General features: G+C 61.9%; 13 protein-coding genes. 11 read left to right on the top strand and 2 right to left on the bottom strand.

Features of this window, described 5'->3' with window-relative positions; all coding sequences use genetic code 11:
• Positions 1-1,365, bottom strand: a 1,365-nt coding sequence (locus VOI29_RS16620; RefSeq protein WP_323781063.1) for a TldD/PmbA family protein, incomplete at its 3' end; no start/stop codon positions are given.
• Between the two features lie 196 nt (positions 1,366-1,561).
• On the opposite strand from VOI29_RS16620, the gene coxB reads away from it, so the two are divergent.
• The 11 genes from coxB to VOI29_RS16565 all read left to right on the top strand — a co-directional run bounded on the left by coxB (position 1,562) and on the right by VOI29_RS16565 (position 11,546).
• Complete coding sequence (coxB, locus tag VOI29_RS16615; protein WP_323781060.1) at positions 1,562-2,407, top strand: cytochrome c oxidase subunit II; 846 nt, start codon at positions 1,562-1,564, stop codon at positions 2,405-2,407.
• A gap of 96 nt (positions 2,408-2,503) precedes the next feature.
• Positions 2,504-3,445: a heme o synthase gene (gene cyoE, locus VOI29_RS16610; RefSeq protein WP_323781057.1), complete on the top strand. Its 942-nt coding sequence runs from the start codon at positions 2,504-2,506 to the stop codon at positions 3,443-3,445.
• Position 3,446: 1 nt separating this feature from the next.
• A complete protein-coding gene (locus VOI29_RS16605) occupies positions 3,447-3,611 on the top strand; it encodes a hypothetical protein (protein WP_024090954.1) in 165 nt (54 codons plus the stop codon).
• Positions 3,611-4,198: a cytochrome c oxidase assembly protein gene (locus VOI29_RS16600; protein WP_323781054.1), complete on the top strand. Its 588-nt coding sequence runs from the start codon at positions 3,611-3,613 to the stop codon at positions 4,196-4,198. The genes VOI29_RS16605 and VOI29_RS16600 overlap by 1 nt, the downstream gene beginning before the upstream one ends.
• Before the next feature lie 24 nt (positions 4,199-4,222).
• The gene (locus VOI29_RS16595) at positions 4,223-5,032 is read left to right on the top strand and encodes a cytochrome c oxidase subunit 3 (protein ID WP_323781052.1); all 810 of its coding nucleotides are present in this window, start codon (positions 4,223-4,225) and stop codon (positions 5,030-5,032) included.
• A gap of 119 nt (positions 5,033-5,151) precedes the next feature.
• On the top strand, positions 5,152-5,820 hold the full coding sequence (locus VOI29_RS16590) for an SURF1 family protein (RefSeq protein WP_323781049.1): 669 nt from the start codon (positions 5,152-5,154) through the stop codon (positions 5,818-5,820).
• A gap of 12 nt (positions 5,821-5,832) precedes the next feature.
• Positions 5,833-7,221, top strand: coding sequence for a threonine synthase (thrC, locus tag VOI29_RS16585; protein WP_323781046.1), 1,389 nt, complete (start codon positions 5,833-5,835; stop codon positions 7,219-7,221).
• A complete protein-coding gene (locus VOI29_RS16580) occupies positions 7,218-8,480 on the top strand; it encodes a pitrilysin family protein (RefSeq protein WP_323781043.1) in 1,263 nt (420 codons plus the stop codon). Before thrC ends, VOI29_RS16580 begins: the two co-directional genes overlap by 4 nt.
• Entirely contained in the window at positions 8,480-9,070 is a 591-nt protein-coding gene (locus tag VOI29_RS16575) for a GNAT family protein (RefSeq protein WP_323781040.1), read from the top strand. The genes VOI29_RS16580 and VOI29_RS16575 overlap by 1 nt, the downstream gene beginning before the upstream one ends.
• Positions 9,071-9,255: 185 nt before the next feature.
• Positions 9,256-10,086 carry an MBL fold metallo-hydrolase gene (locus VOI29_RS16570; RefSeq protein ID WP_323781037.1) on the top strand — a complete coding sequence of 277 codons (831 nt, stop codon included), beginning with the start codon at positions 9,256-9,258 and terminating at the stop codon, positions 10,084-10,086.
• A 41-nt stretch (positions 10,087-10,127) separates the two neighbouring features.
• Positions 10,128-11,546 carry an FAD-binding oxidoreductase gene (locus tag VOI29_RS16565; protein WP_323781034.1) on the top strand — a complete coding sequence of 473 codons (1,419 nt, stop codon included), beginning with the start codon at positions 10,128-10,130 and terminating at the stop codon, positions 11,544-11,546.
• Positions 11,547-11,757: 211 nt separating this feature from the next.
• On the opposite strand, the gene VOI29_RS16560 is transcribed toward VOI29_RS16565, so the two are convergent.
• Positions 11,758-12,297 (bottom strand): adenine phosphoribosyltransferase, encoded by a 540-nt coding sequence (locus VOI29_RS16560; protein WP_323781031.1) that lies wholly within the window; start codon positions 12,295-12,297, stop codon positions 11,758-11,760.
• Between the last annotated feature and the right edge of the window lie 270 nt (positions 12,298-12,567).

Raw genomic sequence — 12,567 nt, 5'->3', positions numbered from 1 at the left:
GCCGACCGGGACCCATTGGCCTGCCTTGCCGCAATTGCCCATGCCGGGGTCCAGCGCCATGTCATTGCCAAGCCCGCGAATCTGCTGCAGCGCGGTAGCGCCGTCGCCGATCAGCGTGGCGCCTTTAACCGGTGCGCCGAGCTTGCCGTCCTTCACCCTGTAGGCCTCGGTGCAGGAGAACACGAATTTGCCATTGGTGATGTCGACCTGGCCGCCGCCAAACCCCACTGCCCAGATGCCGTCCTTGATACCTGCCACCAGATCGCCGGGGTCGGCGCCGCCGCCCAGCATATAAGTATTGGTCATCCGCGGCATCGGCGCATGGGCATAGCTTTGGCGCCGCCCGTTGCCGGTGGGGGAAACCCCCATCAGCCGCGCGTTCTGGCGGTCCTGCATGAAGCCGACCAGAACGCCGTCCTCGATCAGCGTGGTTTTCTGGCTGGGCGTGCCTTCGTCGTCCACGGTGATCGAGCCGCGCCGGTCCGGGATGGTTCCGTCGTCCAGCACGGTGACCCCTTTGGCGGCGATTTGCTTGCCCATCAGGCCGGCAAAGGCGGACGAGCCCTTGCGGTTGAAGTCGCCCTCCAGCCCGTGGCCGATCGCTTCGTGCAGCAGAATACCGGGCCATCCGGGACCAAGCACGACATCCATTTCGCCCGCCGGAGCAGGAACCGCATCGAGGTTCACCAGCGCAATGCGCAGCGCCTCGTGCACCTGTGCCTGCCAGTTCTTGGGGTCGACCAGCCCGTCGAGACCCAGCCGCCCGCCGCCGCCTGCGGAGCCGCTTTCGCGGCGGCCGTCCTTTTCGACGATCACCGACACGTTGAAACGCGCCATCGGGCGGATGTCGCGCACCCGCACCCCGTCTGCGCGCAGGATCTCCACCTCCTGCAGCGAGGCGGCCAAAGACGCTGAAACCTGCACCACCCGTTGATCCAAATCGCGCGCATAGGCGTCAACCTCGCGCAGTGTCTCCACCTTCACCGGAAACGGCATGGCGCTGATCGGATCGGCATCGGTGTAGAGTTTGGCATTGGTCGCCTGGGGGGCATCCGAATAGGTACCGCCGCCGTTTCCCACCGCCAGCTTGGCCGTTTCTGCCGCCCGCTTCAGCGACCCGATGGAGACATCGGTGGAATGCGCATACCCTGCCACATCCCCGTTTACCGCCCGCAGGCCAAAGCCTTCGGAGGCATCATAGCTGGCGCTGCGCAGCCGCCCGTCATCAAAGGACAGCGCTTCCGACTTGCGGCGTTCTGCAAAAATCTCCCCGTCCTCCGCACCATTCAGCGCATCGCGCAGGCAGGCGTGGGCCTCCTCCTCGGGGAGCGCGGTTTCAAACGGGCGAAATGCGGGGGTTTCCATAGCACGGTCCTCGGATTTTTTTGATCTAAATCAAGAAAGCGACGGATTGACGCTTGCCTGCCTCTTTATCTGTACGCCCGAATATGATTTTAAGCGGCGTCAAAGACAACGGGGCTGGTGCGTTTTGTGGGAATCAATGATTCCCCCGCATTCGTACTGCCGCAGGAACAATGCGATCAAACGATCAGGACAGAACATGAAAAACGCTTTGATGCTTTCGGGCCTTTTCGCCGGCCTTTCAAGCCTTCCAGCAATGGCGCAAGAAGGTCTGGAAACCATTGGCAAGCCGGTTAACGGCGGCCTGAACTTCCAGCCGGCGGCGACTTCGCTGGCTGATGGCCTGCAGAAACTGGATTACATGATCCTGGTGATCATCACCGTGATCTGTGTTTTTGTTGCCGGTCTGATGGTTTACGCCATTGTCCGCTTTAACAAGCGGGCCAATCCGACCCCTGCCAAGTTCACCCACCACACCCCGGTTGAGATCGCTTGGACCATTGTCCCGATCCTGGTGCTGGTTTTCATCGGTTCCTTCTCGCTGCCGCAGCTGTTTGCCCAGCAGGAAATCCCCAAAGCCGACCTCACCATCAAGGTGACCGGTTACCAGTGGTACTGGGGCTATGAATACACCGACCATGAATTCGGTTTCGAGAGCTTCCTGCTGCCCAAGGATCAGCTGGCTGCAAACGGCTATGCCGAAGATGAATGGCTGCTGGCCACCGATACTGCCGTTGTGGTGCCCTCGGGCAAGACCGTTGTGATGCAGGTGACGGCGGCTGATGTGATCCACTCCTGGACCATTCCGGCCTTCGGCGTAAAGCAGGACGCGGTTCCCGGCCGTCTGGCAGAGCTGTGGTTCAACGTTGAGGAAGGCAAAGAAGGCATCTACTTCGGCCAATGCTCCGAACTGTGCGGCAAGGACCATGCCTATATGCCGATCACCGTCAAGGTTGTAACACAGGCAGAATACGACACCTGGCTGGAAGGCGCCAAGGCAGAATACGCGGGCCTCCCGCAGGCCTATCAGGTCGCCTCCAACTGAGAACTAGCCATACGGAGCTTGAAGAGGCTTCGTATGGTATAGTCAAAAGAATAGGGTGCGCAGCGTTGCGCATCTGTTGCCGCCAAAGGACTGAAGATGAGCGACGCAAGCATCAACGCAAGCCGGGCCTATGAGGACGAGGCCAGCTTTGGCGATTACTTCGCCCTGCTGAAGCCCCGTGTCATGTCGCTGGTGGTGTTCACGGCTCTGGTCGGGCTGCTGGCGGCCCCGGTTGGTGTGCATCCCGTGATTGGCTTCTGTGCCATCCTGTTTATCGCCATCGGCGGCGGTGCGTCCGGGGCGCTCAACATGTGGTGGGACGCGGACATCGACAAGGTGATGAAGCGCACCAAGGGCCGCCCGATCCCCGCTGGCAAGGTCGAGCCGGGCGAGGCATTGGCACTGGGACTGGCGCTGTCGGGCCTGTCGGTGATCATGCTGGCGCTGGCCGCCAACGTCTTTGCCGGGGCGTTCCTGGCCTTCACCATATTCTTTTATGTGGTGGTCTACACCATGTGGCTGAAGCGCGCGACGCCGCAGAATATCGTGATCGGCGGTGCAGCGGGGGCCTTCCCGCCGGTGATCGGATGGATTGCCGCCACCGGCACCATGTCGGTTGAACCCTGGCTGATGTTCCTGCTCACCTTTATGTGGACGCCGCCGCATTTCTGGGCGCTGGCGCTGTTCATGCGGTCGGACTATGACGATGCCGGCGTGCCGATGCTGACCGTTACGCACGGCCGCCGCGCCACCCGTGCCCATATTCTGGTTTACACTGTCCTGCTGGCGCTCCTGGCCATTGGCACTGCCTTCTCCGGCATCGGCGGCCCGTTGTATCTGGCGGCAGCGCTGGTAATGAATGCGCTTTTCCTGCACGGCGCCTGGAAAATCACCCGCCGCGATGAAGACGACTCGGAAGGCGACAACTTCAAGGTGGAGCGCAGCTTCTTCAAACTGTCGCTGCTCTATCTGTTCCTGCATTTCGGTGCGATCCTGGCTGAAGCATTGCTGAAGCCCTACGGCCTGGGAGGCTGGTAAGATGGCACTGCGCAAGGAACACGAGCTGCACAAGCGGCGCTCCGGCTTGAACAAGGGCGTGGGCATCCTTCTCGCTGCATTTGTGGTGCTGGTCATGGCACTGACCATGGTCAAGGTGACCTCGGCCACTTTTAAATTCCCGGATGCTCAGGGGGAGCAGAACTGATGGCGTTGCAGGGACCGCAGAAAACCGTTTTCCAGCTGGTGGGCGTGGTTGTCCTGATGGGCGGCCTGTCCTGGGCGTCGGTGCCGTTTTACGACTGGTTCTGCCGGGTGACCGGCTATGGCGGTGTCACACAAGTCGCCAATGCCGGCTCCGACACCATTCTGGATCAGACCATCACCGTCCGTTTCGATGGTTCCAAACAACGCGGCATGCCGTGGGAATTCAAACCGTCGCAGCGCGAGATGGAGATGAAGCTGGGCGATACCGGACTGGCCTTCTATGAGGCCTACAATCCGACCGACCGCCCCGTTGCCGGTCAGGCGTCCTACAACGTGACGCCCTATCAGGCCGGGTATTTCTTTGAGAAAATCGACTGTTTCTGCTTTACCGAGCAGGTGCTTCAGCCGGGGGAGCGGGTGCAGATGCCCGTGACTTTCTACGTCGACCCGGAAATCATCGATGACCGGGACGCAAAATACGTGCATACGATCACGCTTTCGTACACGTTTCATGAAATCGATCTGCCCGAGGGTTACGCAGCCCTCGACACCGGGGATAACACCGGGGCAGGCGCAACCACGAACTAGGCCGCTTTGGTGAGGGACACTTGAATGGCGCACGCTAAAAATCACGATTATCATATTCTGCCGCCGTCGATCTGGCCGCTGGCAAGCGCGCTAGGCGCATTTATCATGCTGGTTGGCGGTGTGCTCTGGATGCACGCGATCACTGCTTGGATGTTCTGGATCGGCCTTGTGGCAGTTCTCTACTCGGCTTTTGCCTGGTGGTCCGAAGTTGTCGCCGAAAGCAAGGTCGGCGACCACACCACTGTTGTGCGCATTGGTCTGCGCTACGGTTTCATCCTGTTTGTGATGTCCGAGGTGATGTTCTTCTTCGCTTGGTTCTGGTCGTTCTTCAAACATGCCATCTACCCGATGGAGACCTATGCCGGTACCGAATATGTGGCACCGGAAATCTATGCGGTTGACCCGTTCCACCTGCCGCTGATCAACACGCTGATCCTGCTGCTGTCGGGCTGTGCCGTGACCTGGGCGCACCACGCGCTGGTCCACAACAACGACCGCAAGGCGCTGATCCAGGGCCTGTCCATCGGCATCCTCTTCGGCATCGCCTTCACCTTCCTGCAGGGCTACGAGTACGCCCACCTGCTGCACGAAGGCTGGCAGTTCGGCGGCGATGAATTCTACTCGAACTTCTTCATGGCAACCGGATTCCACGGTTTCCACGTTGTGATCGGCACCATCTTCCTGACCGTCTGCCTGATCCGTGCGATGAAGGGCGACTTCACACCAGAACAGCACGTCGGTTTTGAGGCTGCAGCCTGGTACTGGCACTTCGTAGACGTCGTTTGGCTGTTCCTGTTTGTCGCCGTCTACATCTGGGGCACTTCCGGCCTGTAACAGGCGGATTGTAATGGTTACATGATTGCGGTTCCAAAAACCGCAGACAGACCTTAATGAGCAAGGCGCGCAGGGCAGCAAGCTCTGCGCGCCTTTACTGTTGAAGCGGAGCAGCCCGGATGCGGCATGTCGGTTTTTTGGTTGTGGTCAGCGGTCTGGGAATCGCGATCCTGCTGGGCCTTGGAACCTGGCAGCTGCAGCGGCTGGCGTGGAAAGAGCAGGTCATCGAAGACATTCTCTCCCGTTTGGCCGGGTTGCCTGTCCCCCTGCCTGCTGCCCCCAACGCGGCAGAGCATAAATACCAAGCCGTGGATCTGTTGGGGACCGTTTCGGGGCCGGAACTGCACCTATTGGTCAGCTCCAAGGAAACCGGCGCCGGCTTCCGGATCATTCAGGCCCTGACGGAAGACAAGACAGGCCGCCGTATCCTGCTGGAACGCGGTTTCGTGACCGAGACCGAGAAGGACGCGCAGCGCAGCACCGGTCCGGTCCATGTTGCGGGAAACCTGCACTGGCCGGATGAGCGCGACAGTTTCACCCCGCGGAATGATCCGGCTGAAAATTTCTGGTACGCACGCGATGTGGACGAGATGGCCGCCGTTTTAAAGACAGAGCCGGTCCTGGTGATCTCCCGCGAGCCTATTGGGGAAAATGTCCAGCCGATGGGGATCAGCACCAGAACCATCCCCAACAACCACTTGCAATATGCGATCACCTGGTTTTCGCTGGCCTTCATCTGGGCTGCGATGACTGTCTATTTCCTGCGGCGCAACCGCGCCAATTTCTAGAGAGCCAAGGCGATGAAATATATCTCGACCCGGGGCCAAGCGCCCGAGCTGACCTTTGAAGACGCGATGCTTACCGGGCTTGCCCGTGACGGCGGTCTTTATGTGCCGGCCGAAATTCCGCAGATGTCCCAGGCTGACATCGCCGCACTGGCCGGTCTCTCCTACGAGGAAACTGCCTTTCGCGTGATGCGCCCTTTCCTCGGTGATTGTTTCACTGACGAAGAATTCCGCGCCATCATCACCCGCGCCTATCAGGGCTTCGGCCACGCGGCCCGCGCGCCGCTGAAACAGCTGGCGCCCAATCATTTCCTATTGGAGCTGTTCCACGGTCCCACTTTGGCGTTCAAGGACTTCGCCATGCAGCTGATCGGCCAGCTGTTCCAGGCAGCGCTTGAGCGCCGCGGCGACCGGGTGACCATTGCAGGCGCCACCTCCGGCGATACCGGTTCAGCCGCCATGGAAGCTTTCCGCGGCCTCAGCAATGTGGATGTGTTCATCCTGTATCCGCATGGCCGGGTCTCCGAGGTGCAGCGCCGCCAGATGACAACGCCGCGGGACGCCAACGTGCACGCGCTGGCCGTCGATGGCGATTTTGATGACTGCCAGGCCCGCGTGAAGGACATGTTCAACGACTTCGATTTCCGCGACGGCGTCAAGCTGGCCGGGGTGAACTCGATCAACATCGCCCGGGTGCTGGCGCAGGTGGTCTACTATTTCTCCGCTGCCGTGTCGCTCGGCGCGCCGCAGCGCAAGGTGAGCTTCACTGTGCCGACCGGCAACTTCGGCGACATCTTTGCAGGCTTCATCGCCAAGCAGATGGGCCTGGCGATCGACCAGCTGGTGGTCGCCACCAACCAGAACGACATCCTGCACCGCTGCCTGTCGGGGCAGGGCTACTACAAGGGTGATACCCAGCCCTCGATCTCGCCGTCGATGGACATTCAGGTGTCGTCGAACTTCGAGCGCGCCCTGTTCTACGCTTACGGCCAGGACAGCGGCGCCGTGGCCCAGCTGATGGACGAGCTGAAGACCGGCGGCTTTGACGTCTCCCAAGGCGCGATGCAGGCGCTGAGCGAGACCTACATCTCGGGCCGCACTTCCGAAGACGAAACGCTGGCGACAATCAAATCCGAACTGGCCGCCTCGGGCGAGCTGCTGTGCCCGCACGGCGCCGTGGCTGTGAAGGTTGCGAATGAGCTCCGCACGGCAGAGGTGCCGATGATCACGCTGGCCACGGCGCACCCGGCAAAATTCCCGGCGGCGGTCGAAGATGCAAGCGGCATCCATCCGCCTCTTCCCCCGCGCATGGCGGATCTGTATGACAGGCCGGAACGGGTGACCCGGATCGCCAATGATCTCGCCGCCCTCGAGGATCACATCAGAAAGAACATCGCGAATTGACAGTTCAGCAGCACACACTCGCCAACGGGTTCCGCGTCGTCTCCGAACATATGCCGGGGCTGGAATCCGCGGCGGTCGGGATCTGGGTCAACGCCGGCGGCCGCCACGAGCGGCTTGAGCAGAACGGTATTGCCCATTTCCTGGAGCACATGGCCTTCAAGGGCACCAAGATCCGCACGGCCCTGCAAATTGCGGAAGAGATCGAAGATGTCGGCGGTTACATCAACGCCTACACTTCGCGGGAAGTGACGGCTTATTACGCCCGTGTGCTGAAGAACGATGTGCCGCTGGCGGTGGATGTGATCGGGGACATCCTGCTGAACCCGGTGTTCGATCAGCGTGAGATCGAGGTCGAACGCGGGGTGATCCTGCAGGAAATCGGCCAGTCACTGGATACGCCGGATGACGTGATCTTTGACTGGCTTCAGGAAGAAAGCTACCGCGGCCAGCCCTTGGGCCGGACTATCCTTGGCCCGGCAGAGCGCGTCAGCAGCTTCAGCCGGGAAGACCTGCAAGGTTTCGTGGCGGAACATTACGGCCCTGGCCAGATGATTCTGGCGGCGGCCGGGGGTGTCGATCACGATGTTCTGGTGAAGCTCGCCGAGCAGATGTTTGGCCACATGGTACCAAGGCCCGAGTTTAACGCCGAAGGTGCGCGGTTCACCGGCGGCGAGGCGCGGCAGGTCAAAGACCTGGAGCAGGCGCATTTTGCGCTGGCTTTTGAGGGCCCCAGCTATCGCGACCAGTCCATGTACACCTCGCAGATCTATGCCAGCGCGCTTGGCGGCGGCATGTCATCGCGGCTGTTCCAGGAGGTGCGCGAGAAAAGGGGTCTGTGCTACACGATCTTTGCGCAGGCCGGGTCTTATGCCGATACTGGCGCGCTGACGGTTTACGCCGGCACCTCCGGCGAGCAACTGGAAGAGCTGGCGGGCATCACCATCGACGAGATGAAACGCGCCGCGGACGACATGACTGAGGCCGAAGTCGAGCGCGCCCGCGCCCAAATGAAAGCCGGGATGCTGATGGGGTTGGAAAGCCCGTCGAACCGGGCTGAACGTCTGGCCCGCCTGGTGCAGATCTGGGGCAAGGTGCCGTCGCTGGAACACACAGTTGAACGGATCGAGGCCGTGACCACAGGTGAAGTGCGCGCCATGGCTGAGGAAATGGCGGTTTCAGCCCCGGCGGCTCTTGCGCTCTATGGCCCGGTGGCAGACGCTCCGGCACTGGAAAGGCTGCAGGAGAGGCGCGCCGCCTGATGCTGCTGAACCGCCGCAAGGTCCGCATTGAAACCGAGCGCCTGACCCTCAGGCCGCCGGTGCATGCGGATTTTCACAGCTGGGCAGCGTTGCGGTTGCAGAGCCAGCCATATCTGATGCCGTGGGAGCCTAGCTGGGCTGCGGACCACCTTAGCCGCAAGAGCTTTACCAACAGGATCTATTGGGCCCGCCGATCAGTGGCCGGGGGGACGGCTTTGCCGCTGTTCCTGATCCGGCGGGCCGACAATATGCTGGTGGGCGCGATCACGCTGGACAACATCCGCCGCGGCCCGGCGCAGGCGGGAACACTGGGGTACTGGACCGGCTTGCCCTTTGCCCGCCACGGCTACATGCGCGAAGCGATCGGCGCGGTGGTGCATCACGCCTTCAGCAAGCTGGATCTCAGCCGGATCGAGGCCGCCTGCCTGCCGGAAAACCACGCATCCCGCGGGCTGCTGGAGAAATCCGGCTTTAAATACGAGGGCGTTGCCCAGTCCTATTTGCAGATCAACTGCCGCTGGCGAACCCATGTGCTGTATGCTTCGCTGCGGCACGACCGGCGCGGCAAGACACTGACGGGACAGGCCTGATCACAGCCAAGCCGACTCTCCGGGAATAACTGCCGGTCGCTGGTGCGCTGTTTATACTCCGCCTAGGTGACGCCCGACCAGTTACAAGACAGAAAGTTCAATTCTGCCGGTGCAGGCGGGTGCTTTGCCTGCAATTGATCCCCCTCGGGGCTGACGAATCGCGGCAGCGCCCTATAACCACTGCTATGCGCGTTTTGCCCGCCCTTGCTTGCGCCTTGGTGCTTTCCGGAGCCGCCGCCGCTCAAACTCAGGAGCGCCGGGCAAGCCACTGCATCGCATTGGCCCAGGGCACGCCCGGTCTCGAGTACCTGCACAAAGCCAATTGGCAGGACCCGGTTGCGCAGGATAACGTGCAGATCCGCTATATCGCGCATGCCTCCTTTCTGCTGCGCACCGAAGGCGGGTTGAATGTGGTCACCGATTTTACCGGCTTCACCGGCGCTGCGCCGCTGATCCCGGATGTGGTCACCATGAACCACGCGCATGAAACCCACTGGACTGCGCATCCCGATCCAGCCATTCCCCATGTGCTGCGGGGCTGGGGGCCGGGAGGGAGCGGGGCAGAACACCATCTGGATCTTGGCGAAATGCTGATCCGCAATGTCTCAACCGACATCCGCAACATGTTCGGCGGCGTGGTGGCGCAAGGCAACTCAATCTTTGTTTTCGAAGCGGCCGGCCTTTGCATCGGCCATTTGGGCCATCTCCACCACGTGCCGACGCCGGAACAGTTCGCGGCGCTGGGGCGGCTTGATGTTGTGATGGCCGCTGTGGATGGCGGCATAACCCTTCCGCTGGACCAAATGCTGGAGGTTCTGGGGCGGCTGCGTTCCTCAGTCATTATCCCGATGCATTGGTTCAGCGGCGCGTCATTGCAGCAGTTCCTGGCCCGGATCGGCCCAGAGTTTGACGTGGTGAGTGAAGGCAACAGCACGCTGACGGTGTCGCTGCGCAGCCTGCCCAGCCGCCCGACGATCCATGTGCTGCAGCCAAAGTACCTGCTGGAAGAAGACTGACCTGCCTTGCCAGCCAGAGCGGCTTCCGGCATGGATGAGACATGAGCTTGAACCCCGCCGGTACTGCCTTTGCCATCCGTCTTGCGAACCAGCTGCCCGAAGGCGTGCTGCGGCCGCCAGAGCCGCGGTATCTGGAGGAACCGCGCGGCCGCTACCGGGGACAGGCAGGGGTTCTGGCCTTGCCGCAGACAGTGGAGCATGTCTCGGTCCTGATCCGCGAGGCCAATGCTGCCCGGGTGCCGGTTGTGCCCTATGGCGGCGGCACCGGCCTGGTCGGCGGCCAGGTAATGCCGGACGGTCCGGCGCCGCTGGTGCTGTCGCTGGAGCGGATGACGGCAATCCGCTCGGTTTATCCGCAGGAAAATGTCCTGATTGCCGAAGCAGGTGCGATTCTGGCGGATATCCAGACAGCCGCGCAGGGGGCAGGGCGGCTGTTTCCCTTGTCCCTGGCGGCAGAAGGGTCGGCCCGGATCGGCGGCAACCTTTCGACCAATGCGGGCGGCGTCAACGTGCTGCGCTACGGCAATGCGCGCGACCTCTGCCTAGGGCTGGAAGCGGTGCTGCCCACGGGCGAAATCTGGCAAGGGCTGTCCCGTTTGCGTAAAGACAACACCGGTTATGACCTGAAGAACCTGCTGATCGGGGCCGAGGGCACGCTGGGGGTGATCACTGCCGCCGCGCTGAAGCTGTCACCGATACCAGTCAGCCAAGGAACAGCGTTTTTCACGGTAAAGGACCCCGCCGCTGCCATTGCGCTGCTGGCGCTGGCCCGTGACCACGCAGGCGAAGCGGTCAGTGCTTTCGAGCTGATCCACCGGCAGGGGCTGGACTTCCTGTCGGACTGCTTGCCGCAGATCCGCCAGCCTTTTGCCGAAGCGCCGGAATGGAGCGTGCTGATCGAGCTGGGCCTGCCGCGCGGGCTTGACCCGGAAGAGACACTGGCAGAGCTGTTCGAAGCCGCAACGGCAGCAGGGCTGGCAGGCGATGGTGTGATTGCCCAATCCGGCTCTCAGCGGCAGGCCCTGTGGGCGGTGCGGGAAAACATCCCTGCGGCCAACAAGGCAATCGGATCCGTTTCCAGCCACGACATCTCTGTGCCGGTCTCGGATATTCCTGCCTTCATCGAACGGGGCAGCGAGGTTGTTGCAGGCCTGGGCGACTTCCGCATTAACTGCTTCGGCCACCTGGGGGATGGGAACTTGCATTACAATGTGTTCCCGTCAAAGGGCCACATGCGGGAAGAGTACGATCACCTGCGCGGTGCCGTGAAGGAAGCCGTGCATGATCTGGTTCACGCCTTTGGCGGCTCTTTCAGCGCGGAGCATGGTGTAGGGCGGATGAAGACCGGCGACCTGGAGCGTTACGGCGATCCAGTCAGGCTGGCAGCGATGCGGGCGATCAAACTGGCACTGGACCCCAATGGCATCATGAACCCGGGGGCGGTGCTGAAGACGGGCTGATCAATCTGAAAAAAAAGGGGGGCTCCCGCACCCGCGGCTGCCCGGCTGCGCCGGACCGCCTGGCGGCTTTGGGCGCGGCGCCGCGCATCCACGCGGCGTGCCCTTTCAGGCCCGTTAGGGCCGGAAAGGGCTATGCCCAACGGGAAGAGCCATTCGAAAGACTGGCGTTTGACCGGCGGGAGAGCCGGCCCGGATACTGGCTGCCCCCTGCTCAGAGGCCGTCGAACTCGCACAGCACATGCACATCCATGCCCATGCTTTCCAGCAGTTTACGGCCGCCCAGTTCCGGCAGATCAACGATGAAGGAGCAGGACACGATCTCGCCGCCCAGCCGCTCGATCAGCTTGATGCCCGCACCTGCTGTGCCGCCGGTGGCCAAGAGGTCATCCACCACCAGGATCTTCTCGCCCGGTTTGATTGCATCGTCATGGATTTCGACAATCGCTTCGCCGTATTCCAGCTTGTACTCTTGGCTGATGGTGGTGCCGGGCAGCTTGCCTTTCTTGCGGATCGGCACAAAACCGACGCTCAGCTGGTGCGCAATCGCGCCGCCCAGGATAAAGCCGCGCGCTTCAAGTCCCACGACCTTGTCGATCTGCTCACCGGCATAGGGGTGCAGCATCTGGTCGATCGCCATGCGGAAGCCGCGCGGATCGGCAAACAATGTGGTTACATCGCGGAACATAATTCCTTCGTGCGGGAAGTCGACGATGGTGCGGATGTAATCCTTTACGGCGGGCTTCTTGGGCATCGGCTTGGCTCCCCTTGGCGCAACTGAGACAGCAGCCCGGCTGCGTCGCCGGGCCACCGGCGGTTTGGCGGATGCAGCGCTGTCATGCAAGGGGGAACCGTGGGCCTGCGGTTCAGGGAGGCCGCCGAATGCCAGTTGGGGCTGGATTGGGGACTGGGCAGCGGCACGGCGTGAAGCCAGCAGGGGAAGCAGGGGCTCCATCGCACCAGCGCCTCCGGTGGTCCGCGTTTTGCTCAAATATTCCAGACCCGGTCCCGCACCGTCGACTGT

The sequence above is a fragment of the Leisingera sp. genome (assembly GCF_034669605.1).
Taxonomy (GTDB): Bacteria; Pseudomonadota; Alphaproteobacteria; order Rhodobacterales; family Rhodobacteraceae; genus Leisingera.
This window is presented reverse-complemented; position numbering and strand designations above follow the sequence as displayed.

Coding starts and splice junctions, on each gene's coding strand:
- coxB (WP_323781060.1), top strand. CDS start 1,562: ATGAAAAACGCTTTGATGCTTTCGGGCCTTTTCGCCGGCCTTTCAAGC.
- cyoE (WP_323781057.1), top strand. CDS start 2,504: ATGAGCGACGCAAGCATCAACGCAAGCCGGGCCTATGAGGACGAGGCC.
- VOI29_RS16605 (WP_024090954.1), top strand. CDS start 3,447: ATGGCACTGCGCAAGGAACACGAGCTGCACAAGCGGCGCTCCGGCTTG.
- VOI29_RS16600 (WP_323781054.1), top strand. CDS start 3,611: ATGGCGTTGCAGGGACCGCAGAAAACCGTTTTCCAGCTGGTGGGCGTG.
- VOI29_RS16595 (WP_323781052.1), top strand. CDS start 4,223: ATGGCGCACGCTAAAAATCACGATTATCATATTCTGCCGCCGTCGATC.
- VOI29_RS16590 (WP_323781049.1), top strand. CDS start 5,152: ATGCGGCATGTCGGTTTTTTGGTTGTGGTCAGCGGTCTGGGAATCGCG.
- thrC (WP_323781046.1), top strand. CDS start 5,833: ATGAAATATATCTCGACCCGGGGCCAAGCGCCCGAGCTGACCTTTGAA.
- VOI29_RS16575 (WP_323781040.1), top strand. CDS start 8,480: ATGCTGCTGAACCGCCGCAAGGTCCGCATTGAAACCGAGCGCCTGACC.
- VOI29_RS16570 (WP_323781037.1), top strand. CDS start 9,256: ATGCGCGTTTTGCCCGCCCTTGCTTGCGCCTTGGTGCTTTCCGGAGCC.
- VOI29_RS16565 (WP_323781034.1), top strand. CDS start 10,128: ATGAGCTTGAACCCCGCCGGTACTGCCTTTGCCATCCGTCTTGCGAAC.
- VOI29_RS16560 (WP_323781031.1), bottom strand. CDS start 12,297: ATGCCCAAGAAGCCCGCCGTAAAGGATTACATCCGCACCATCGTCGAC.